The organism is Saccharothrix xinjiangensis (assembly GCF_039527585.1).
Lineage (GTDB): Bacteria > Actinomycetota > Actinomycetes > Mycobacteriales > Pseudonocardiaceae > Actinosynnema > Actinosynnema xinjiangensis.
The window spans coordinates 105,802-128,750 of sequence record NZ_BAAAKE010000013.1; the positions used below are offsets into that span (position 1 = coordinate 105,802).

Annotated in this window: 16 protein-coding genes; 12 read left to right on the plus strand and 4 right to left on the minus strand. The window is 72.3% G+C overall.

The window, feature by feature from the left end:
- Window positions 1-89: 89 nt before the first annotated feature.
- Complete coding sequence (locus tag ABD223_RS24705; RefSeq protein WP_344038848.1) at window positions 90-1,673, minus strand: PHA/PHB synthase family protein; 1,584 nt, start codon at window positions 1,671-1,673, stop codon at window positions 90-92.
- An 825-nt stretch (window positions 1,674-2,498) separates the two neighbouring features.
- On the opposite strand from ABD223_RS24705, the gene ABD223_RS24710 reads away from it, so the two are divergent.
- The 10 genes from ABD223_RS24710 to leuD all read left to right on the plus strand — a co-directional run bounded on the left by ABD223_RS24710 (window position 2,499) and on the right by leuD (window position 16,535).
- The gene (locus tag ABD223_RS24710; RefSeq protein WP_344038850.1) at window positions 2,499-4,244 is read left to right on the plus strand and encodes an alpha-keto acid decarboxylase family protein; all 1,746 of its coding nucleotides are present in this window, start codon (window positions 2,499-2,501) and stop codon (window positions 4,242-4,244) included.
- Between the two features lie 55 nt (window positions 4,245-4,299).
- Window positions 4,300-5,199, plus strand: coding sequence for an alpha/beta fold hydrolase (locus ABD223_RS24715; protein ID WP_344038851.1), 900 nt, complete (start codon window positions 4,300-4,302; stop codon window positions 5,197-5,199).
- Entirely contained in the window at window positions 5,196-6,857 is a 1,662-nt protein-coding gene (locus ABD223_RS24720; RefSeq protein WP_344038852.1) for an FAD-binding dehydrogenase, read from the plus strand. Before ABD223_RS24715 ends, ABD223_RS24720 begins: the two co-directional genes overlap by 4 nt.
- A gap of 184 nt (window positions 6,858-7,041) precedes the next feature.
- The gene (locus ABD223_RS24725; RefSeq protein ID WP_344038854.1) at window positions 7,042-7,650 is read left to right on the plus strand and encodes a DUF6230 family protein; all 609 of its coding nucleotides are present in this window, start codon (window positions 7,042-7,044) and stop codon (window positions 7,648-7,650) included.
- A 27-nt stretch (window positions 7,651-7,677) separates the two neighbouring features.
- Entirely contained in the window at window positions 7,678-8,625 is a 948-nt protein-coding gene (locus tag ABD223_RS24730; RefSeq protein ID WP_344038855.1) for a DUF6114 domain-containing protein, read from the plus strand.
- Window positions 8,626-9,412: 787 nt separating this feature from the next.
- Window positions 9,413-11,137, plus strand: coding sequence for a long-chain-fatty-acid--CoA ligase (locus tag ABD223_RS24735; protein WP_344038856.1), 1,725 nt, complete (start codon window positions 9,413-9,415; stop codon window positions 11,135-11,137).
- Between the two features lie 206 nt (window positions 11,138-11,343).
- On the plus strand, window positions 11,344-13,068 hold the full coding sequence (locus ABD223_RS24740; RefSeq protein ID WP_344038857.1) for a 2-isopropylmalate synthase: 1,725 nt from the start codon (window positions 11,344-11,346) through the stop codon (window positions 13,066-13,068).
- A gap of 204 nt (window positions 13,069-13,272) precedes the next feature.
- Entirely contained in the window at window positions 13,273-14,304 is a 1,032-nt protein-coding gene (locus ABD223_RS24745) for a 3-isopropylmalate dehydrogenase (protein WP_344038956.1), read from the plus strand.
- A gap of 207 nt (window positions 14,305-14,511) precedes the next feature.
- A complete protein-coding gene (gene leuC, locus ABD223_RS24750) occupies window positions 14,512-15,936 on the plus strand; it encodes a 3-isopropylmalate dehydratase large subunit (protein ID WP_344038859.1) in 1,425 nt (474 codons plus the stop codon).
- A gap of 5 nt (window positions 15,937-15,941) precedes the next feature.
- Entirely contained in the window at window positions 15,942-16,535 is a 594-nt protein-coding gene (gene leuD / locus ABD223_RS24755; RefSeq protein WP_344038860.1) for a 3-isopropylmalate dehydratase small subunit, read from the plus strand.
- 85 nt (window positions 16,536-16,620) lie between these two features.
- Here the strand turns inward: leuD and ABD223_RS24760 are convergent, their stop codons facing one another.
- Both ABD223_RS24760 and ABD223_RS24765 read right to left on the minus strand, forming a co-directional pair.
- Entirely contained in the window at window positions 16,621-17,055 is a 435-nt protein-coding gene (locus ABD223_RS24760) for a transposase (protein WP_344038861.1), read from the minus strand.
- Window positions 17,056-17,354: 299 nt separating this feature from the next.
- Window positions 17,355-18,707: an NsdA family TPR-like regulatory protein gene (locus ABD223_RS24765; RefSeq protein WP_344038862.1), complete on the minus strand. Its 1,353-nt coding sequence runs from the start codon at window positions 18,705-18,707 to the stop codon at window positions 17,355-17,357.
- A 1,162-nt stretch (window positions 18,708-19,869) separates the two neighbouring features.
- Here ABD223_RS24765 and ABD223_RS24770 point away from each other — a divergent pair.
- Window positions 19,870-20,013, plus strand: coding sequence for a hypothetical protein (locus ABD223_RS24770; protein ID WP_344038863.1), 144 nt, complete (start codon window positions 19,870-19,872; stop codon window positions 20,011-20,013).
- A gap of 41 nt (window positions 20,014-20,054) precedes the next feature.
- Here the strand turns inward: ABD223_RS24770 and ABD223_RS24775 are convergent, their stop codons facing one another.
- Window positions 20,055-20,468, minus strand: a complete 414-nt coding sequence (locus ABD223_RS24775; RefSeq protein WP_344038864.1) for a hypothetical protein — start codon at window positions 20,466-20,468, stop codon at window positions 20,055-20,057.
- 556 nt (window positions 20,469-21,024) lie between these two features.
- Between ABD223_RS24775 and ABD223_RS24780 the strand changes: the two genes are divergently transcribed.
- A complete protein-coding gene (locus tag ABD223_RS24780; RefSeq protein ID WP_344038865.1) occupies window positions 21,025-22,902 on the plus strand; it encodes an AMP-binding protein in 1,878 nt (625 codons plus the stop codon).
- Window positions 22,903-22,949: the final 47 nt, after the last annotated feature.

The following is a 22,949-nucleotide window of genomic DNA, read 5'->3' on the forward strand; positions in this document are numbered from 1 at the left end:
GGTCGGCGGCGCAGCGGACCCACCTCCGCGGTGGGAGTCGACGCCGCAGCGGCGCCCAGCGCGCCTCCCGCGGCACAGGGGAATGGGCGTCAACGCGCCCGTACGTGGTGACCTGGCGCGGGGTCGCCGGCGGGGTGCCGGTCGCTCCCCACGGCAGTGGCGGGCACCCGCGGTCCGGAACGGGGCGCGAGCCAGCGGGTCCACGCCTGCCACCAGGACTCCTGGTGCGACACCGAACCCGCCGACCACTCCGAGGGGTCGACCGGCAGGGGGCTCGGTCCCGTGCGGTAGGCGGCTTTGGGCCGCGGCGGGCTGATGATGCCGCCGACATGCCCGGAGGGCACCAGGTGGAACGCGACGTCGCCGCCGAGCAACCGCGCGCTGCCGTACACCGTCTGCCAGGGGACGATGTGGTCCCGGACACCGGCGACCACGAAGGTGTCCTGGGTGGCGGCGGCGAGTTCCACCGGCCCGCCCCCGATCCGCAGCCGACCGCGGGCCAGCGCGTTGTCGGTCGTCAACCGCAGCGTCTGCTCGAACAGGAGGCGGGGCACGTCCACCCCGTCCTCGCTCCACGCCCAGATGTCGAAGGGCTCCGGCCTCTCCCCCAGCAGCCAACCTGAGATCGACGGCTGCCACAGCGTGTCCCGCGAGCGCAGCAGGTCGAAGAGCAGGCTGATCCGGCCGGCGTCGACCATGCCGTCCCGTTTGGACAAAGCACGGGTCAACAGCCGGATCTCCAGCTCCGACCACTGGTCGTCGCCTTCGCCGGGCGAGGGGTGGTCGAGGGCGGACATCAGCAGCGTCAGCGACGCCGCACCCGTCTCGCCGGTCGCCTTGAGCCGGGCGGCGAGGGACGCGGCGAGCACCCCGCCCGCGCACACCCCGACCAGGTGGGCTTCCGCGGCCCCGGTGATCTCCCGCGCCACGTCCAGCGCGCGTAGCGGCACCCGTCGGAAGTACTCGTCCAACCCCATCGCCTCGTGGTGGGGCAGGGGGCTGCGCTGGCTGACGGCGAACACCGTGAACCCTTCCCGGACCGCCCACTCGACGAGGCTGCGGCCCGGGGCCAGGTCGAAGATGTAGTACTTGTTCACCCACGCGGGGATGAGCAGCAGGGGGACCCGGTGAACCTCCGTGGTTCGCGGCTCGTACTGGAGCACTTCCATCAAGTCGTCGCGGTGCACGACCCGGCCGGGGGTGGCGGCCAGGTCCACGCCCAGGTGATGAGCGCCCGGGGACGCCTTGGCCGGGCGGCCCCGGCGGCGCAGCACGTCGTCGAGGAAGTTGCCCGTGCCGCGGACCACGCTCGCGCCACGGGTGGCCACAGCGCGGCGGAGTGCCGCGGGATTGCCGATGAGGGTGTTGGGGGGAGCCGACGCCTCGGCGACGACCTCCGCCACGAACCGCGCCTGCTGCCGGCGCCGCTCCGGCACGAACGGGGCCTCGGCGCTCGCCAGCACCAGTCGGCGCCACACCAGGTATCCCCGGAGCACGGAGCGGTAGCCGGGAGAGCTCCAGGCGGGGTCGCGGAACCGTCCGTCATCGGAGCCCGGCCCGGCCTCGATCGCCGTCAGCAGGTCGCGGTACCACCGCCCCGCTCCGACGCCCGGTCGTGCCCTCGGGCGTTCGGACCCGCCCAGGTCGTGCGTCTCGCGATCGTTCGATTCCACTGGTCGTGCTCCTCACCGGATCGGCCGTTCCATCGAACGTCGCTGTGGTGGCAGTGGGAGCCCTGGCACCGTCCGAGCGCCGCGGCAGAGGGCGCGGGTGGCTGCGAGCCTGTGGCAGCCACTACTGGTGCACAACGTAGGACCGCGCGGTGCGCGTCGACAGGCGTGTCGGCGGGGTCGCGGCTTCACCGGGTGTTGGGGGAGGGGTGAAAGGCGCAGTGGGGTGGCTCGCGGCCGGGTCCGCGCCCCGATCGCGACGCCGCGGGCGTCAACCGGGTGCTGTCTCACGTGGATGGTGGCTGACGTGGCGAAACCGTCGCCGACCGCCACCGGCCGCTTCGTCGCGGGGGTTCCGGGCGCAGGCCCGAACCGCAGGCGCCCGGGTGGGCGGCGGCGACGAGCGCGTGAGGCGTGGCGAACCAACCGACCACACGAGACAGCGCCGGCGGACGACGCGCGTCGCATCGTTGCATACGGTCGGTGGTGCGGAACCGGACATCCGGGATCCGGCCACCCCGAAGCGGCATCGGCCTGGAGGACCTCCATGCACAGCAACACACCCGCCGAGCCGCTCGCCACCGCACGCGGCAGGGGGCACGGCTCCACCGTCCAGGACACCGGGGACGAGGTGACCGCGGTGGGCGCCGGCCCGGCCGACGCGTTCACCCCGGCGCCTCCCCCACCACCCCCCACCGCGCGGCCGGGGCGCGCACGCTCCACCGGCGCGCCCCGGCGCGCGGTCCGCACGAGCCGACGAGCCGGGCGCACGGCGCCCCGGCGGAACACCGGTGCGACGCCGGTTCCCACGCCGAGAGAAGGAAGCACATGACAACCAGGCGAGCGGAAACGAGCGCCACGGTGATCGACCACGTCCTGGACCGCCTGAGCGCCTTGGGGGTGCGGCACCTGTTCGGCATGCCGGGGGACTACAACCTGGAGGTGCTCGATCGCGTGGTGGCACACCCCGGGGTGGAGTGGGTCGGGACGACGAACGAGCTGGGCGCCGCGTACGCCGCCGACGGCTACGGGCGTGTCAACGGCTTCGGCGCGCTGCTGACCACCTTCGGGGTGGGCGAGCTGAACGCGATCAACGGCGTGGCGGGCAGCTACGCCGAGCGCGTCCCGGTGCTCCACATCGCGATCGGACCGACCACGGCCACCGAGCGGGCGGGCAGCGCGGTCCACCACACGATGGGGGACGGTGATCTCGACCGGTTCGCCCGAGCGCACCGGCAGGTGGTGTGCGCGGACGCCGTGCTGCGACCCGAGAATGCCCAGGCCGAGGTCGACCGCGTGGTGACGGCCTGCCTGCGGGAGCGCCGACCCGGGTACCTGCGGGTGCCGCGCGACGTCGCCCTCGGTCCCGCGTCGCCGCTCCCGCCCCTGGAACCGCCGGACCTGAAGGTGGCGGACCCCGACAGCCTCGACGCGTTCCGCGCCGCGGCTCGGGCGCGGCTCGCCGGGGCGGACGAGGTCGCCGTGCTGGCGGACTTCCTGGTGGACCGGTTCGACGCCCGGTCGGAGCTGGCCGCGCTGCTGGCGTCCGGTCCGCTCCCGCACGCGACGACGTTGGCCGGCAAGACCGTGGTGGACGAGCACGCCCCCGGCTTCCTCGGGCTGTACTCGGGCGCCATGAGCAAGGCGGACGTCCGCGCCGCCATCGACCGCGCGGACCCGCTGATCATGGCCGGTGTGCTCCTCACCGATCACATCACCGGCAAGTTCACGCACGAATTCGACCCGGGTGAGAGCATCGACCTGGGACCGACGACCGCCCGGGTGAACGGCGTCGCCTTCCCCGGCGTGCCGCTGGCGGCTGCGCTGACGGCGCTGACCGAGTTGATCGGGGAGCGCCGTCGAGCCTCCGCCCACCCGTCCGCCGCCACGCAGCCCTCGGAAAGCCCGTCGACGACGAACCTCTTGACGACGGTGAAGAACTCCGCCACAGCTCTCACCCGGACGTTGTGCGGGCGCTGGGTCCCGCTGACCCAGTCCCACCTCTGGAAAGCCGTGGGCGAGATCCTGCGGGTCGACCACAGCGTCTACGCGGACAGCGGCACGGCGCTCTTCGGCGCGGCGGAACAGCGTTTCCCCAGTGGCGCCCGCTTCGTCTCGCAACCGCTGTGGTCCTCGATCGGCTACTCCGTCCCCGCCCTGCTCGGCGGGCAGCTCGCCGACCCGTCCCGGCGCGGGTTCCTGCTCATCGGCGACGGAGCGGCCCAGCTCACCGCACCGGAGCTCGGCGTGATCGGCCGCCACCGGCTCAACCCGATCGTGCTCCTGGTGAACAACCGCGGTTACACGGTCGAGCGGACCACCAACGGAAGGCGGGCCGTCTACAACGAAGTGGTCCGCTGGCGCTGGTCCGGGATGCCGTCCGCACTCGGCGTGCCGGACCCGCTCGTGCTGTCCGCCCGCACCCCGGCCGAGGTGGACAAGGCGCTCGCCCGAGCCGCCTCCACCACGGACCGGCTCGTCCTCATCGAGGCGTTCCTCCTCAAGGACGACGTGCCGCCGGCGTTCCTCCGCATGATCGCCAACCGCCCCGACAAGGCGAAGTGGGTGCCGTGAGCGACGCCGCCACCACCCGGTCCGCAGCGTCCGCACTTCGAGCAAGGAGAACCCCATGACCGCCTCCACCGCCGAGCGAACGCTGGAGATCGAGGAGCACTGGATCGACGTGGACGGCACGGCCAGCCGCTACCTGGAGGCCGGCACCGGTCCTCCCGTCCTGTTGATCCCGGGCGAGGGCTCCGTGGCCGAGGAGTGGTACGACGTCATCCGAGGTCTGGCGGACCGGTACCGGGTCGTCGCAGTCGACCTGCCGGGTTACGGCTACACCGAGCCGATCGCCGACGCCTCCGCCCCGGCGTTCGCGGCGTTCGTGTGGCGATTCGTCCGCGCCCTCGGCTTGGGGCGACCCGTGCTCATCGGGCACTCGCTGGGAGGAGCGGTGGCGATCCACGCCGCCCTGGACCAGCCGAGTCGGGTGCCGGCACTGGTCCTGGTCGGCTCCGCCGGCCTGGGACGCGCCATCAACCCGCTCGCGATCCTCCAGTCCGTCACCCCCTTGGGGGATCTGACGGTGTGGCTGGTCCCGGTGCTGCCGCGGGGCCCCTGGTTGCACACCGCAGCGGTGGCGCTGTTCGGGTCGTGCCGGCCATGGCGGATTCACCCGGCCTGGTGGTCGAGCCAGGCACGGGTGCTCTCCACGCCGGTGGCGCTGGAGACGAGCCTGCGCTCGCAACGCGCCGCGGTCGGGTTCTTCGGGCAGCGCGACCCCGTGCTGGGCCGGTTGGGCGACTTGCCGATGCCGACCCTGGTCGCCTGGGGCATGCAGGATCGGCAGCTGCCCTTCTGGCAGGGCGTCGCGGCCCGTCGGAGACTGGGCCGCGGACGGCTGGCGCTGGTCCCGTGGGCCAGCCACTTCCTGCCGTCGGAGGCTCCTGAGGAGCTGGTGCGGGCGGTCCGGCGGTTCCTCGCCGACGTGGGCGACGACCAGGTCCGGGGGGAGTGGCTGTCATGAGCGACGAGGCGGACGTCATCGTCGTGGGCGCCGGCCTGGCGGGGCTCGTCGCGACGTTCGAGCTGGCCAGGGCCGGACGGCGGGTGCTCGTGGTGGAGCAGGAGAACGAAGCCAACCTCGGCGGGCAGGCGCACTGGGCGCAGGGCGCCCTGTTCCTGGTGGACAGCCCGGAGCAACAGCGGCTGTGCATCAAGGACTCGCTGGAACTGGCGCGGTCCGACTGGCTGCGCACGGCGGGCTTCGACCGCGACCGCGAGGACCACTGGGCCCGCGCCTGGGCCGAGTCGTACCTGGCCTTCGCCGCCGGCGGCAAGCGCGACTACCTGCGCGGGCTCGGGCTGACCCTGATGCCCAACGTCGGCTGGTTCGAGCGCGGCGCGGGCATCGCGACCGGGCCCGGCAACTCCGTGCCCCGGGCGCACGTCGCCTGGGGGTGCGGCCCCGAGGTCGTGCGGGTCTTCCGCGACCCCGTGCTGGAAGCCTCCGCTCGCGGGTCGGTGACCTTCAAGCACCGGCACCGGGTCGATGAGATCGTGGTGGAAGGCGGAACCGCGGTCGGTGTGCGCGGTGCGCTGCTGGCGCCTTCGGACGCGCCGCGCGGCGCTCCCTCCACCCGGCGGGAAGTCGGCGCGTTCGAGCTGCGAGCGCAAGCGGTGCTCGTCACTGCGGGCGGCATGGGCGGGAACCTCGACCTGGTCCGCGCCAACTGGCCGACCGGCCGCCTCGGCGCCTTCCCGGAGTCGATGCTCGTCGGCGTGCCGGCGCACGTGGACGGGCGGATGCTGGAGATCACCGCGCGTGCCGGCGGCTCGGTGGTCAACCTGGACCGCATGTGGCACTACTCCGAGGGCCTCAGGCACCACAGCCCGGTCTGGCCCCGCCACGCGGCGCACTTCGTGCCCGGACCCTCGGCCCTGTGGCTGGATCCGACGGGGCGGCGGCTGCCGCCGCCGCTGTTCCCGGGCCACACGTCGGGGAACGTGCTGCGACACCTGGGGCGGAACGGCCACTCCCACTCCTGGCTCATCATGACCCGGACGATGCTGGACAAGGAGTTCGACCTGTCGGGGTCCGCCGAGAACCCCGACGTGACCGACAAGAACCACGCATTGCTGCTGCTGCGGGTGAAGAAGAGCCTGATGAAGCCGGTGCGCGACTTCCTCGAACGGGGTGAGGACGTCGTGGTCGGCCGGGAGCTCCCCGCGCTCGTGGAGGCGATGAACGCGCTCACCCCCAGGACACCGCTGGACCTCGGGCGCGTGGAGCACGAGGCCCTGGCGCGCGACCTCCAGGTGCGCAACGAGTACTCGAAGGACCTGCAACTGATGTCGGTGCGCAACGTGCGCGAGTACAAGGTCGAACGGTTGATGCGCACCGCCCGCCCGCACCGGCTGCTCGACCCCGCGCACGGGCCGCTGTACGGGATCCGGCTGAACCTGTTCACCCGCAAGACCTTGGGCGGTGTGCAGACCAACCTCGACTCGCAGGTGGTGCGCCCGGACGGGTCCGTCGTCGACGGCTTGTACGCGGCCGGTGAGACGGCCGGGTTCGGCGGCGGAGGGGTGCACGGCTATCACGCCCTGGAAGGCGGATTCCTCGGCGGGTGCATCTTCACCGGCCGGGTCGCCGGGCGCGCGATCCACCGGAGGCTGGCGTGAGCCACCGGTGACACCGCCGTTCGACAGGTGGGCCGACGAGGTCGGCGCACCGCACATCTCCACCGTCCGAACGGCGGCCCGGCGAGCGGCACTTCGCCGGGTCGACGGGCCGTGGCGCCGTCACGGCCCGCACCGCGGACGCGGTCCTCGCCCGACAACCGGGCGACCGAGGAAGGACAGGGACATGAAGCGCTCGCAATCACGGGGAAGAACGCGGTGGGCCCGGTTCGCCGGGGTCTTCGGACTGGGGCTGGCCGGAGCGGCACTGCTGCTCACGGGACTGTCGCAGGGAGCGCTCGCGGCGTCGTTCACGGTGTCCGGTGGCACGTTCAAGATCAGCGCCGACAGGCTGGTGGGCGAAGGTTTCGTCCAATACGGCGATGTCGACCAGGGCGCCGATGGGGCCCACGCCGTCGCGGTGGGCGCCTTCCGCAAGGCCACGCTGGACAACTTCTGCCAGTCGGTGTTCCTGCCGAAGGTCCCCGTGGTCGGGGACATCACCCTGGTGCTCGCCTCGGGTGGGCCCGGCGGGATGGAAGCCACGGACATCATCATCGGCATCGCCTCGCTCACCGGCGACCTCCTCCTGACCGACACCCAGATCGGCATCGACGCCGCCCTGTTGTCCAAGGGGCCGGAAGCGGCGAAGGGCAGGGCGGGGTCGTTCGGGTTGCAGGCCGATCACGCGACGATCGGCCAACTCCGGCAGACGGCGTGGAGCACCAACGCCCAGACCCTGCGGCTGAAGAACCTCGCGCTGTCGCTGAGGAGTGGCCAGAATGAATGCTTCTGAGTCCGCCCACGGCCGTCGGCCGTCCTGATGAGCAGCGGGCTGCTCGGGCGGGTCAAGGCCGGATGGCGGGCGTTCCAGGGCTGGCGACGGCACCGGCCCTTCGGCGCCGGGATGTTCCTCCTGCCCGCCTCCGCTGTGATAGGGCTTCCGCCGTACGCCTCGTTCCGCCTGGGTGACGTGGTGCTCTCGATCAGGACCATGGGCGGGATGTCGGCGCTGCTGATCGCCGCCCTGCTCCTGATCTGCGCGGTGTCGTTGTGGAGCAGGCCGCAGTACCGGGTGGCGGCCGGCGTCACCGCGATCCTCGTGTCGCTGGTCGCGCTGGTCAGCAGCAACCTCGGGGGATTCCTGGTGGGCACCGCGCTGGGACTCGTGGGTGGGGCGTTGGCCGTCTCCTGGGCGCCTCCGACCGCCGACGAGCGGGATGGCGACGAGGAAGGTGGGTCGGGCCCGTCGCGGACCCGGCTCGCCGGGGTGGCGGTCCTCCTCGTCGGCGCGGTGGTCGGCGCCCCGGCCGCTTCCCCCTCGGCTTCCGCCGCCACCACCGCTGTTCCGTCCGGAAGGGTGTGGGTGCTGACGGCCTCCGTCCTGCACCTGACCGGGCTGCGGTACCACGGCGTGAGCACCACGAGGGTGGGTGGCGTGGAGGTCGAGGTGCTCAGGTTCACCGCCAATCGCATCGACATCACCAGCCTGGTCCAGGTGAGCGAGTTGGTCGACGGCCACCTGGGTCGGATCACCGCGCCACCCGGGAGCGTCTCGACCGCCACCGGTCAGCCGATCGAGCTGCTCACCCTGCGGTTGAAGGGAACCCTGAGCGTGCTCGGCCTCGTGGGCCTCCCCGTCGACTTCACCCCGGACCGTCCTCCGCCGCTGGTGTTGCCCAGTCTCACCTTCACCGACGTGACCGTGGTCAACACCGATCTCAGGCACGCCCGCCTGACCATTCCCGCCGCGAAGATCACCGTCACCTGACCGGCTCCTCGACCGGCGCAGGTGACCGACCGGAGGGCGGGGGACCGGGACCGGTCGAAGCTCCGGTTGCCACCGGGCTCGACCAACCGAATCGCGCGCAGGACAGGGTGGGTGGCCCGGACGAGACGTCCGGGCCACCCACCCTGTCGGCATTGGTGGACCACGTCGGCACGAGCGGTCCACGAGGCCGGCAGGTGGCGAGGACCCCACGACCACGACATCCCGGCCTGACCGGCGGAACCCGCCCGACCACAGCCGGTGCGGTCCGGGCGCGCTCCGGGGGGGCGTCCGCGAAACCCCCGAGGCCGTGCCCGCCCGGGGAGACGAGCGCAGCAGTGGTGGGTGCAGCCCGCCGACAGTGGTCCGTTGTCAGGGAGTCGTTGTCGTTGCGCGGGATGTGCTCGGCGCGCAGCGGGCGCGAGGAGTGACTCCACTGCGCCCCTCTCGCACCGCCAATGCGATAGCCGCCCCTCGTCTCATGTGGAGGCCGGGGAGAAGCCTGGTTCATGTGGGGTGATCCGAGCGCCGGCCACACCGCGCCCCGCTCCTCCGCGCACCGGCACCGGCCGGGAGGGTCGGACGGGGTCGGCGCCGACGGCGCTGATCTGCCGGGAAGCAGTGGTGGGCGCCGTCCGCGCCGGCTCCCGGACTCCCCCGGCGAGCGGCCACATGAGACCGGCGCGCGGATTGCAGGCCGGGAGAGCACGGGAATAGCTTCGTGCCAACGGGCAGCACCGTTCGCGGAACCGCCGCCCCCGACGCAGGCATCGAATCCCGGAGGCACGCCATGCACAGCACGATGCCGGACGCTCCGCTGACCATCGCCCGCATCCTGCGCCACGGCGCCACGGTCCACGCTCCTTCCACCGTGGCCACGTGGAACGGGAAGGGGTTCGACAGGAGGAGTTACGCGGAAGTCGGCGAACGGGCGGCCCGCCTGGCGCACGCGCTCCGCGACCGGCTGGGCGTGCGCCCCGGCGCGCGGGCGGAGAGCGAACAGGGCGTCATCGGCACCTTCATGTGGAACAACGCCCGCCATCTCGAGCTCTTCCTCGCGGTTCCCTCGATGGGCGCCGTGCTGCACACGCTGAACTGGCGGATGAACGCGGACCAGCTCGCCTACACCATCGGTCACGCCGGTGACGAGGTGATCGTCGTGGACGCGAGCCTGACGGAGTTGCTCGCCCCGGTGCTCGCGCGGTTGTCGGGGACCGTGCGGCACGTCGTCGTCGCCGGTGACGGGGGCCGTGAGGCGTTGTCCGGGTTCACCGGCGAGGTGCACGACTACGAGCAGCTGATCAGCGGCTGCCCCGGCGACTACCCGTGGGAGGACCGGCTGGACGAGCGCGCGGCGGCGACGATCTGCTACACCACCGGCACCACCGGCAAGCCCAAGGGAGTGGTCTACAGCCACCGCTCGACGTACCTGCACTGCTTCCAGGTGGTGGCGCCGAGCCACTACGGCATCAGCCCTCGCGACACCATCTTCTCGATCGCGCCCATGTTCCACGTGAACGGGTGGTGCATCCCGCACGCGGCCTTCTTCACGGGCGCGGAGCTGATCCTGCCCGACCACTTCACCCGAGCCGCATCGCTGGCCCGCATGATCGAAGAGGGACGGCCCACCTTCAGCGCCGCCGTCCCCACCGTGTGGTCCTCCCTCCTGGAGGAACTCGACGCCCGCACGTACGACACCGGGAGCCTGAGGCGGGCGTTCGTGGGCGGATCCGCCTGCCCGCCCGCGTTGATGGCCGCCTACCGGGACCGGCACTCCATCCAGCTCCTGCACGGCTGGGGGATGACCGAGACCATGGGACTGGTCACCGCGGCGGTGCCGCCCCGGGGAACGGGAGCCGACGAGGAGTGGTCCTACCGCGTCAGCCAAGGTCGGTTCCCGCCCTCGGTGGAGTTCCGGCTCGTCGGCCAGGACGGCGCCCCGGTGCCCCACGACGGCGTGGCCACCGGAGAGCTCCAGCTGCGCGGCCCCGACGTGACGTCCGCCTACCGCGGGGTCGACGGGGTTCCCCTGGAACGGCCGGCGGAGAACTTCGCCGCGGACGGCTGGCTGAGGACCGGCGACGTCGGGTCGATCACCGGGAACGGCTTCCTCAGGTTGACCGACCGGGTGAAGGACGTCATCAAGTCCGGCGGCGAGTTCATCTCCAGCGTACAGCTGGAGAACACGCTGATGGAGCACTCCGCGGTGATCGACGCCGCCGTCGTGGCGGTGCCCGACGACCGCTGGGGCGAGCGCCCGCTGGCCACCGTGTCCTTGCGCCACGACGGCACGGACCTGGCGGAACTGCGCGACTTCCTGGCCGAGCGCATCGACGCCTGGATGGTGCCCGAGCGCTGGGCGGTCCTGCCGACGGTGCCCAAGACCTCGGTGGGCAAGTACGACAAGCGGGCCATCCGGGACCAGTACGCGGGTGGTCTGCTCCCCGTCGTGCGGCTCGGCAGGCACCACGGCGACCGGCCCGCCACCAGGCGGTCGGGACTCGTCGGCAGGTGACAACCGCCGTCCCCCTCCGCGGGTGGGACCTCCGGCGATGCGGACGAGTCCACCGAGGACGGCGACCCGGTCCGCACGCCACCGCCGGCCCGTCGGCGGGCGAGGGCGTGCCCCTGCCCGCGACCCGCTCCGAAACACCCCGTTCTCGTGCCGGAACCCCACTCGGACCGGCGGGAGACGCCACCACGAAGCCGGAGGACAGAGAGATGACCCTTTCACCGGAGCAGCACCGCACCTTCCGCGCCCGGGACATGGGTGCGCAGACGCCCAGCGGGATGCCCGTGCACAAGTACGCCCCCTACCAGCCGATCGGGCTGGAGGACCGCACCTGGCCCGGCCGTCGGCTCACCCGCGCCCCCCTGTGGGGCAGCGTGGACCTGCGCGACGGCAACCAGGCCCTGCTGGAGCCGATGGACGTCGCCCGCAAGCGCGTCATGTTCGACCTCCTGGTGTCCATGGGGTTCAAGGAGATCGAGGTGGGCTACCCGGCCTCGTCCCAGGACGACTACGACTTCGTGCGGCACCTGATCGAGACGGACTCGATCCCCGACGACGTCATCATCCAGGTCCTCTGCTCCATGCGGACCGACGCCATCGACCGGAGCGTCGACGCGGTGCGCGGAGCCGACAGGGCGGTCCTCCAGTACATCAACCCGACCTCCGTCGCGCAGCGGCGGGTGGTCTTCCACGCCGGCCGCGAGGAAACCCTGGCGCTGGCCCTCAAGGGCACCCGGCACGCCGTGCGCCTCCAGGAGGAGCTGCGCGAGACCGAGCTCTACCTGTCCTACGTGCCGGAGTCGTGGAGCCAGACCGAGCCCGACTTCGGCGTGGAGATCTGCAACGCGGTGCAGGAGTACTGCGCCCCTCGCACCGACCACACCCTCCGGATCGCCCTGCCCGTGACGGTGGAGTGCTTCCCCCCGCACGAGTTGGCGGACCGCATCGAGTACACGTGCCGGCACCTGGCGCACCGCGACCGGACCATCGTCACCCTGCACCCGCACAACGATCGCGGCAGCGCCGTCGCGGCATCCGAACTGGCCATCCTCGCCGGCGTCGACCGGGTCGAGGGCTGCTTGTTCGGCAACGGCGAGCGAACGGGCAACGTGTGCCTGCCCACCCTGGCGATGAACCTGTTCTCCCAGGGCATCGACCCCATGCTCGACCTGCGCGACCTGGACCGCGTCCGCTCCGTGGTCGAGGAGTGCAACCAGCTCCCGGTCCACGCCCGCCACCCCTGGGTGGGGGAGTTCGTCTACACCTCGTTCGCGGGCACGCACCAGGACGCCATCGCCAAGGGCCTCAAGGCCCGCGAGCAGGAGGGTGACCCGGACGCCGTGTGGGACGTGCCCTACCTCGCCGTCGACCCCCGCGACATCGGGCGCAGCTACCAGGCGCTGATCCGCATCAACACCCAATCCGGCAAGGGCGGCATCGCCCACCTGCTGCTCAGCACGCGAGGGCTGACCCTCCCCAGGTCGTTGCAGATCGACTTCGCCCACGTCATGCAGGAGTTCTGCGAGCAGCGGGGTGGCGAAGTCGGCGCGGAGGAGCTGTGGGAGATCTTCTCGGAGCGGTACGTGGCGCCGGGCACGGGGCACGACGTGGGGGCGGCGGGGGCTCTGGGGATCTCCACCGCCGGCTGGACGCCCGGTGACTGGAAGAACCCTGTGTCCCGGGCGTTCACCGCCCAGGAGGTCCCCGGCGCGGTCCAAGGCGTCACCTCGGAGCCGCTCAAGGGGCACGCCGGGTACGCCGCCTTCTGCGAGACCGCCCTGGACGGGCGTCCCCTGTGGGGCGTGGGCATCGACGAGGAGGAGGCGGAAGCGGTGCGGCGGGCCGCGCTGGCCGCCGCCCGACGGGCACTGGGCGAGAAGCGCGCCGCACCGCGCGCCGCGCGGAACGCGGCCGTCAGGGAACCCGTCGCCTGAGCACCCGACGTCCGCTCCCACCACACGCGGAGTCCGCGGCCACTCGCGGACCAGGGGGCAGGCGGTCAAGGTCCGCCCCCGTCCGCGGCACATCGGGCCGGCTCCCGGAGAGACCGGCCCGTCCCGCACCCGGAGAGCACGTCCGGGAACCGGACACCACCCACCAGGATGAAGGAGACAGGTGCCATGCCGCACGGTCGCAGCATTCGCCTCGCGGTGATCCCCGGCGACGGGATCGGTCCGGAGGTGGTGGCGGAAGGGCTGAAGGTCCTGGCCGCCGTGCTCCCCCCGGACGTGAAGCTGGAGACCAGCGAATACGATCTCGGCGCCCGGCGCTGGCACGCCACCGGGGAGGTCCTGCCCGACGCCGAACTGGAGTCGCTCGGGCAGCACGACGCGATCCTGCTCGGCGCCATCGGCGATCCCTCCGTCCCGTCCGGCGTCCTGGAACGGGGACTGCTGCTCAAGCTGCGCTTCGCCTTCGACCACTACGTGAACCTGCGCCCCGGCAAGCTGCACCCGAACGCGGTCGGCCCCCTGGCGGGCAACCCGGCCGTCGACTTCGTCGTGGTCCGGGAGGGCACCGAGGGCCTGTACGCGGGCAACGGCGGCGCGCTGCGCACCGGCACCCCCGCCGAGGTGGCCACCGAGGTGAGCGTCAACACCGCCTACGGGGTGGAGCGGGTGATCCGGTACGCCTTCGAGCTCGCCGAGGTCCGGCCGCGCCGGAAGCTGACGCTGGTGCACAAGGACAACGTGCTCGTGCACGCCGGCAACCTGTGGAGGACCACCTTCGACGCGGTCGCCGACGAGCACCCCGGCATCGCCACCGACTACCTGCACGTCGACGCCGCCACGATCTTCTTCGTCACCCGGCCCGAGCGGTTCGACGTGATCGTCACCGACAACCTCTTCGGCGACATCCTCACCGACCTGGCCGCGGCCGTCACCGGCGGCATCGGCCTCGCGGCCAGCGGCAACCTCAACCCGGCCGGCACCCACCCCTCGATGTTCGAACCGGTCCACGGTTCCGCCCCGGACATCGCGGGCACCGGCGCGGCCGACCCCACCGCGACCGTCCTGTCGGTCGCGCTGCTCCTGCGCCACCTGGGCCACGACCGGGAGGCGGAGCGGATCGAGGCCGCCGTCGCCGCCGACCTCGCCGAGCGCGACCCGGCCGCACCCCGCGGCACCGAGCAGATCGGTGACGCGCTCGCCGCACGCCTGGCGGGCTGAGCCGCCCCGTCGACCGCCGGCCCGGCCCGCACCGGGCGCCCGGGCGCCGCGCCCGGAGCTCCGGCGGTCACGCGCCGGCGCGGTGGACGAGTCACGGGGCACTCGCACCCGACGACCCGTGCGGGAGCCGTCGGCTCGCCGCGGGCACAGCATGAAACCCGGCGCCACCCCGGCTCCGGCGCCACCCATTCGCTCGGAGGGAAGTTCATGGCCAGGACATTGGCGCAGAAGGTCTGGGACGACCACGTCGTCCGGCACGCCGAGGGCGAACCGGACCTGCTCTTCATCGATCTGCACCTGCTGCACGAGGTGACCTGCCCGCAGGCGTTCGACGGGCTCCGCAAGGCCGGTCGGCGCGTCCGGCGCACCGACCTCACCATCGCCACCGAGGACCACAACACCCCCACGACCGACATCGACAAGCCGATCGCCGACCCGGTCTCCCGCATCCAGCTGGAGACGCTGCGGAAGAACTGCGCGGACTTCGGGGTCCGGCTGCACCCGTTGGGCGACGTCGAGCAGGGCATAGTCCACGTGGTGGGGCCGCAGCTGGGGTTGACCCAGCCCGGGATGACCGTGGTGTGCGGCGACAGCCACACCTCCACCCACGGCGCGTTCGGCGCCCTCGCCTTCGGCATCGGCACCAGCCAGGTCGAGCACGTCCTGGCCAGCCAGACGCTGCCGATGCCCCCGTTCCGGACCATGGCCGTCACGGTCGAAGGCGAACTGCCCCCCGGCGTCACGGCGAAGGACCTGATCCTCGCGGTGATCACCGGGATCGGCACCAGCGGCGGCCAGGGCCACGTCATCGAGTACCGCGGCCCGGCCATCGAGAAGCTCTCGATGGAGGCCCGGATGACCGTGTGCAACATGTCGATCGAGGCGGGCGCCCGGGCGGGCATGATCGCCCCGGACGAGACGACCTTCGCCTACCTCAAGGGCCGCCCGCACGCCCCCGAGGGCGCCGACTGGGATGCCGCCGTCACCGACTGGCGCGCCCTGCGCACCGACGACGGGGCGGTCTTCGACCACGAGGTCGTCATCGACGCCTCGACCCTCTCCCCGTTCGTCACCTGGGGCACCAACCCGGGGCAGGGCGCCCCGCTGTCGGGCTCCGTTCCCGACCCGGCGGTCTTCGCCGACCCCGGCGAGAGGTCGGCGGCCGAGAAGGCGCTGGAGTACATGGGCCTGACGGCAGGCCAGCCGCTGCGGGAGATCGCGGTGGACACCGTCTTCCTCGGCTCCTGCACCAACGGCCGGATCGAGGACCTGCGCGCCGCGGCCGCCGTGCTCCGGGGCCGCGCGGTGGCCGACGGGGTGCGGATGCTGGTCGTGCCCGGGTCGGTGCGCGTCGCGCTCCAAGCCGTGGCGGAGGGGCTGGACAAGGTGTTCACCGCCGCCGGCGCCGAGTGGCGCCACGCGGGCTGCTCCATGTGCCTGGGCATGAACCCCGACCAGTTGGCGCCCGGCGAGCGCGCCGCGTCCACCTCCAACCGCAACTTCGAGGGCAGGCAGGGCAAGGGCGGCCGCACCCACCTGGTGTCCCCGCAGGTCGCGGCCACCAGTGCGGTCCTGGGCCACCTGGCCTCGCCCGCCGACCTGCCCGAATCCCCCACGACGGTCGGAGCCTGAGCGCCATGGAACCCTTCACCACGCACACCGGCCGGGTCGTCCCGCTGCGCCGCAGCAACGTCGACACCGACCAGATCATCCCCGCGCACTGGCTGAAGAAGGTCACCCGGGACGGCTTCGAGGACGGGCTCTTCGACGCCTGGCGCAAGGACCCGCGGTTCGTCCTCAACCAGCCCACCCGCCAGGGCGCCACCGTGCTGGTGGCGGGCGCGGACTTCGGCACCGGCTCCTCGCGCGAGCACGCCGTCTGGGCGCTCCAGAACTACGGCTTCAAGGCCGTCATCTCCTCCCGCTTCGCCGACATCTTCCGCGGCAACTCCCTCAAGAACGGTCTGCTGACCGTGGTGCTGCCCCAGGAGACCGTCGAGCGGCTCTGGGAGCTGACCGAGGCCGACCCCGCGGCCGAGGTCACCGTGGACCTGCTCGACCGCCAGGTCCGCGCCGAGGGGATCACGGCGAATTTCGACCTCGACGACAACGCCCGGTGGCGCTTGCTGGAGGGCCTGGACGACATCGACCTGACGCTGGAACACGAGTCCGGCATCGCGGAGTACGAGGCGCGACGCCCTTCGCACAGGCCTCGCACCCTCCTCCGGTGACCGGCGCCGCGCCCGTCACCGGGTGCGGCGCCGGGCGGGGCGGCCCGTCCCGTGCCGGCCCGGCTGTCGGGCACGGCGCGGGGCATCAGGCGCACGGGACCTCGCCCGGCCGCGTGGACCGCCGGGCGATGACGGCGGCCTCGCCCGGCTCACCGGGCCGGTCGACAGGGGTGGGCGCGTTGCGGGAGACCGCGGCGTCCACGACCGCCGTCACCCACGTCCCCTCGTTGCCGAGCTCGGGGCCCTCCCGCAACGCCTGCCGCAGCCGCATCCACAACCCGGACTCCGTCCACGCGGAGAACCGCCGGTGCGCTGTCGCCGGTGACACCTCGAAAACGGATGGCAGGCGGTGCCAGGCGCATCCACTCGTCAGCACGAACACCACGGCCGTGAAGACGGTGCGCTCCTCTAGCGGCACGGTGCCACCACCCTGCGGTCGCGGACCGAATCTGGGGGTCAGGGGTGAGACCAGGTCCCAGAAGGGGTCGGGTACCAAGCGTCGTGCCAGTTTCTTGCCCATAATCCAATCAGCATGGCACGAGCACGGCGCCGGCACGCCGGCTCACTGGTTCGCGGTGGCGGTCCGCAGGTGGATTACGTGCGATCGCTGTCCTGCCACGCTTTTCCGCGAGCGGGCGTGCACCACCGGCACCCCGTGCCTTTCCGCTGCCCCCCGCGCATGCCGGCCGACGCGGTCGCCGCGCGTTTTCAGCACCTCGGAAATCGCGCTGCCGCGACCGCCTCGCACCGGTCGTGGCCGAGGACCGCGCCCGGTCGGCCGCTTCCCGCACGCGGTGGGGGTCCGGTCCCACCCGGCCCTCAGAGCAGGGCAAGCGCTTCATCCCTGTGCCCCGACGCCGCGAGGCGACCGCAGAACACCACCAAGCCCTCGGAGCACTGGGTCGAGTGCAGGCTGCCGATGATCTCGGCGGCCTGCGCGGCGGTCTCGCAGCTCGGGCCGACTTCCCCCAGTCGCAGCTGCGTCGAGGCCACCAGCAGGAGCCGCAGCGCCCGGCGTCGCGCCCGGCCGGCGGGACAGGCCCGGAGGGCTTCGAGCGCCCACCGCGCGGCGGGGGCGGGCCGGTCCAGGTCCCGCAGGCAGCGGGCTTGTTCCTCGGCCAGGTAGGACCGGTCGACGTGCGCGCCCCACTCCGGCTTCTCGTCGGGCTCCACCTGGGCGAGTGCCTCGACCGCCTTCTCGACCGCCCGGTCGGAGGCATCCGCGTCCCCCAGCAGCGCGTGACCGCGAGCTTCGGCCGCGTGGCAGACGGCTTCCGCGGTCCGGGCGCCCCGCCTCCTGGCTCCCTGCTGCGCCACGCGGGCGAGTTGGACGGCTTCGCGAGGGCTGTCCAGCAGGAGCGCCCCGCGGCTCATGCCGGACGCCAGCACGTACGCGCCGATGCCGTGGTCGTCCGCCGCGTGGGACAGGCGCAGGGCCTGGATGTAGTAGCGCTGCGCGAGACCGGGTTGGCCCGTGTCGACCGCCATGTACCCGGCGAGTTCGGTGAGCCGCGCCGCGGTGCCCAGCAGTTGCCGCCCGGTGGCGTCGTCACGGGCGCCCATCAGGAGACCGGAGACCACGTCGTCGAGGTAGTGGACCACGGAGGGGCGGATGGTGCCGCTCCCGAAGCAGTGGTCGAGGTCGGCGAACGCCGCCGCCGTCGCCCGTGCGGCCGTGACGTCCGCCGTGCGAACGGCGAACGGGCCGGGAGAGGCGACGGTCGGGTCCGGATCCGTGATCAGCCAGTCCCGGCTGGGCTGCACGAGCACGGAGGTCGGCAGCCCTTCGCCCGCTGCCGCGACGGTGTGGTTCGCATCCGCGCGCCACAGGGCGCACACCTCCCGCAGGGCCACCTCCAGGACCGGCTCGTACCGCAGGCCCGCGGTCGGCGCGGTACCCGGCTCGGGCGCCATGCCGATCTCGTCGACGGTCACCACGCGGCCCAGCTTCCGGCCCAGTGCCTGGGCGATGATCGCCGGTGCGCGCCCGCGTGGCTGCTGCCCCCTTAGCCAGCGCGACACCGACGTCTTGTCGTAGCGCAGGTTCAGCCCTTCTTCGGCGCCGCACACGTTGACCCGCCGGGCCAGTCCGGTGTTGGAGCACCCCGCTTCGTGCATCACCGCTCGCAGCCGTTCGTTCGCCCCTCGCTTGGCGAGTTGTCGCGCGCCCATGCCATCACGTCTCCTTCTCGTTGGCAGCGGGAACCCCGGTGCCGATCACCGACGTATCGCGACTCGTCCGGCGTGTCCGCCCGCGTGGAAAGCGGTCGCGGCGTCAACGTCGGACTAGGTGGCAGGAGGTGTCGGCGGCGTGCCGTCACGAATTCCGACGGGAGTCGCCGCATGTGGCTGGTGCGGTTTTGCGCGAAGATCGCAGATGGTGCTTCGAGCTGCCTCGGGGTCGGACAGCGGGTGAGGTCGCCGTCGAAACGTCACTGCGGGCGAGTCGGTGCTCGACGTGCCCCGAGGTGAACAAGGCGACTGTGCGAGGCGCCCGGTTATGCGTGGCTCCCCTTTCATTTGTTCGACTGCGTCCGGAGTAGGCGTCAAGCGTGAGATGCGAACAACGGGTAAGTCATGCTAGGTGCCAGGAAGGGGGGTGTGGGTATAAGCCGATGGGGTGAACGTGAGTCGTTTCGACACTGTGCGTGAATACACTGCTACTCGGACTCGACGAGGAGTGCGCTGGGCCGTCGGGGGGTCGGTCTGCCCGGGAGCACGAACGGGCCGTGCGAGTGGGAATATCGCAGCCGATCCCGGTGTCGTGACCGCACTTGGCGCCAATCCCGGCTCGCAGGGCCTGTTCGACGGCCGGCCTTCCCGGACCCGCCGGACGTCGCGAGGACCTCCCCGGAACCGAGGCGCGCCGCAGGGTCGGTGGAACTGCGAAGCCGGCCGGGTGCGCCGGCGTCACCTCGATACGCCCGTCCATTCACAACCGGAGAGGCGCGCGAACCACCCGCGCCCCTTCGTTCACTCCACGCCCCCCGGTGGCGACCCCGCGAGCAGGCGCACACCGAGTGGTGCGCAAGCCCCGACAACCGCCCGTCGCACGACCTGCGCCCCGCGACGCCGACATCGTCCCGGTCTTCTCCCCGGGGCGGAATGCTCTCGGCTTTCGACCGGGAATCACGAAGAAGGTGAGGGGGCTTCACGACGAGCCCTGGCTCGTGCCGGCCTGTGCCGTCCTGTGCTTGTCGAAATGCCGTCCGCGTGGGGTTCCGGAAGTCGGCCACATCCCCTGACCTGCCCCGCGGGTCGCCGGCTCCCGATGGCCGTGTTTTTATCGCGAGGATTGCGTTGCCGCCGGCGGGGGGTTATGTCGGCTCCATTGGTGTTCGTTGATGATGGGCAGTCGGTTGGTGGCTTCGCGTCGGATGGCGCCGACGAATCGTTCGGCGTCGCAGTTGGCTCGTGGGCACCGTGGTGGGATCCCCACGACCTTGATGCCGGCGTCGGCGAGGACCGCGTCGAATGAGGTGGTGGACTGGCCGGCGTTCTCCCGTGCCATCCGTTCGGTCAACGCCACGATGGTGTCGTCGACCAGTGGGCGGCCGGTGCGGTGGGTCCACTTCTTCGCGGGCGGGGGTTGGTGCGGCGCAGCGCGGCGACTTCGCGCCGCAGCACCAGCGGCTCCACGTCCTTGGCCGCCGATGACCGGCCGAGCGGGACCAACCAGCCGACGACCCCGTCGACGACCACCTCCCGCCGGGATGGCGACTGCGACGCCCGGCCCCCATCACGTTGGAACACCTCGCCACCCACCCGACAGGCGTCGCCCGTGTTCCAGCGCCGAGCAGCGCCCACCGCGATGCCGGCGACGACCGCGCCCCTGGTCGCGACCCCCGCCGAATCGACCCCCGGTTGGTCCCGGCCCTCGACCGCGAAGTCGTGTTCACCGTCGAGGGCACGAGGACCTGCGGCACGCTCCACGTCCCGGCCCACCGCCGGGGACAACGGCTGCCCGCCGCGCTCCTGCTGCCCGGCAGCGGCCCCACGCCCTGCTCGGTCACGTCGATCCCCACGACCGGCCGGATCGGCTCGACCACCGCCGGCCGTGCCCACAGCGGGCCACCGATCACCATGCGGCGTGGTTCACGCGTAGCGGGTGTCGGGGTGAGGCTGTTCCCGTGGTCGATCGGGGACGTCCGGCCGAGGTGGGGGCGTCGGGTGCGGTCGCGGAGCGCCCAGCCGGACACCGCAGGTGGTGCTGGCTGTACCGGAACCGTGCAGTGCGGGGGATCGCTCGGGCGTCGGGATGGCGGGGAAGCTGTGCCCGCAAGCCCGAACCGTCCATCTTGGAGAGTGCGCCTCGGCAGGTTCGAGTCATGTGGCCGGAGGCCGCACGGGCGCCGCGCGTCGGCGTCGTGGTCTGGTCGCGACGACGGTGGACCCACCCACCGGACGGTGAGACTTCACCGGAGAGCCGCCATGCGCGATCCCCCCCGCGGGGGGAGTGAAATGCCGACACAGTGGAGGAAATGCTGTCATGACCACCGAATCCGTCAACGAGTGGCCCGAAAACCAGTTCGCGTTCTGGGCGGAGCAGGCCCGCCGGCTGACCTGGGACCGCGAATGGGACGAGGTCCTGGACGACACCGGGTACCCGCTGTGCCGGTGGTTCACCGGTGGCGCGCTCAACGCGGCGCACAACTGCCTGGACGTGCACGTCGAGGAGGGCCGGGGCGACCGCCCGGCGCTGATCTTCGACAGCCCGCAGACCGGGGTGAAGGAGACGTACAGCTACCGTCGGCTCCACGGGGAAGTGGTCCGCTTCGCCGGGGCGCTCGCCGACCTGGGGCTGCGGGAGGGCGACACGGTCCTGCTCTTCCTGCCCGCCGCGCCGCAGACCGTGATCGCCATGCTGGCCTGCGCCCGGTTGGGGCTCATCCACTCCGTTGTGGTCACGTCGGTGCCCGCGTCGGTGCTCCGTGATCGCATCGACGACGCCCGACCGGCCGTCGTCCTCACGGCGTCGGGCGGATTCGACGGACCTCAGGCTGTCAGCTACCAGCCCGTGGTCGAGGCCGCGCTCGACCAATCGCTCCACGCGCCGTCGGCGTGCGTGGTGCTGCAACGCCCCGATGCCGGGCGGTGGCACCTGCGCGAGGGGCGCGACCTGGACTGGGACGAACTGGTCGGGGCGTGCACCCCGAGCCCGCGGGCCCTGCCCGTCCCCGCCGGGCACCCGCTCTACATCCTCTACACCTCCGGCTCCACCGCGAAGCCCAAGGCGATCACCCGTGACACGGGTGGCTACCTCACCGCCTTGCGCTGGGCGGTGGAGAACGTGTTCGGGGTGGGCCGGGACGACGTGTTCTGGACCGACTCCCACCCCGGCTGGGTGATGGGCCACTCCTTCGGCGTCTACGGTGCGCTGGTCACCGGGTGCACCACGGTGTTGTACGAGGGATCGCCCGTCGACACGCCCGACTCCGGGGCGTTCTCCAGGGTGATCACCGAGCACGGGGTGAACGTCCTGTTCACCACTCCCATGACCGTGCGCCGAATCCGCCGCGAGACCCGCGCGGGAACGACCTTGCCCGAAGGGCACCACCTGCGGGCGGTGTTCCTGGCGAGTGAACGCGTCGAACCCGATCTCATGGCCTGGACGGAGGAGTACTTCGCCTGCCCGGTCATCGACAACTGGTGGCAGACCGAAACCGGCTGGCCGATCGCGTCCAACTGCCTCGGCCCCGGGTTGTCGGCCGTCAAACCCGGCTCGGTCGCCACCCCGCTGCCGGGTTACCACGTGGAGGTCCTCGACGAGGACGGCAACTCCCTGCCGCCGGGCGCCCCCGGCCACATCGCCATCCGGCTCCCGCTGCCCCCGGGCTGCCTGAGCACCATCTGGGGTGACGACGAGCGCTTCGTCGCCACCTACCTCACGAGGTTCCCCGGCTACTACGACACCTCCGATGCCGGCCACCTCGACGAGGACGGCTACCTGTGGGTGGCGGGGCGCACGGACGACATCATCAACGTCGGTGGTGACAGCCTGTCGGGACTCGACGTCGAGCACGCCATCGTCGCGCACGTCGCCGTCGAGCGCTGCGCGGTGGTCGCCGCGCCGGACGAGTTCTTCACCCAGGTGCCCGTCGCCTTCGTGATCGTCAAAGCCGGTGTGGCGCAGGACCTCGACGTGCTCGCCGGGCAGCTGCGCGACCTGGTCGACACCGGAGTCGGCGCGTGGAGCCGGTTGCGCCGGTTCGTGTTCGTGCGCGGACTTCCGCACACGGCGTCGAAGAAGATCAAGCGATCAGAACTGCGCGCGTGGCTGTCCGACCCGTCGTCGGTGGAGGAGGGCCTCGTCGTCGAGGCGGACGTCTCGTTGCCGACCGCGGGCGATCCGCTCGTCCAGGCCTGATCTCCGGGCGGGATGCCCGGGGTCACGTGAGGCGCAGCGTGCTCGCG

What these genes read in the sequence shown, in the direction of transcription:
- ABD223_RS24710 (WP_344038850.1), top strand. Translation starts at nt 2,499, where the DNA reads ATGACAACCAGGCGAGCGGAAACGAGCGCCACGGTGATCGACCACGTC.
- ABD223_RS24765 (WP_344038862.1), bottom strand. Translation starts at nt 18,707, where the DNA reads ATGGGCGCGCGACAACTCGCCAAGCGAGGGGCGAACGAACGGCTGCGA.
- leuD (WP_344038860.1), top strand. Translation starts at nt 15,942, where the DNA reads ATGGAACCCTTCACCACGCACACCGGCCGGGTCGTCCCGCTGCGCCGC.
- ABD223_RS24735 (WP_344038856.1), top strand. Translation starts at nt 9,413, where the DNA reads ATGCACAGCACGATGCCGGACGCTCCGCTGACCATCGCCCGCATCCTG.
- ABD223_RS24730 (WP_344038855.1), top strand. Translation starts at nt 7,678, where the DNA reads ATGAGCAGCGGGCTGCTCGGGCGGGTCAAGGCCGGATGGCGGGCGTTC.
- ABD223_RS24760 (WP_344038861.1), bottom strand. Translation starts at nt 17,055, where the DNA reads ATGGGCAAGAAACTGGCACGACGCTTGGTACCCGACCCCTTCTGGGAC.
- ABD223_RS24780 (WP_344038865.1), top strand. Translation starts at nt 21,025, where the DNA reads ATGACCACCGAATCCGTCAACGAGTGGCCCGAAAACCAGTTCGCGTTC.
- leuC (WP_344038859.1), top strand. Translation starts at nt 14,512, where the DNA reads ATGGCCAGGACATTGGCGCAGAAGGTCTGGGACGACCACGTCGTCCGG.
- ABD223_RS24720 (WP_344038852.1), top strand. Translation starts at nt 5,196, where the DNA reads ATGAGCGACGAGGCGGACGTCATCGTCGTGGGCGCCGGCCTGGCGGGG.
- ABD223_RS24715 (WP_344038851.1), top strand. Translation starts at nt 4,300, where the DNA reads ATGACCGCCTCCACCGCCGAGCGAACGCTGGAGATCGAGGAGCACTGG.
- ABD223_RS24725 (WP_344038854.1), top strand. Translation starts at nt 7,042, where the DNA reads ATGAAGCGCTCGCAATCACGGGGAAGAACGCGGTGGGCCCGGTTCGCC.
- ABD223_RS24740 (WP_344038857.1), top strand. Translation starts at nt 11,344, where the DNA reads ATGACCCTTTCACCGGAGCAGCACCGCACCTTCCGCGCCCGGGACATG.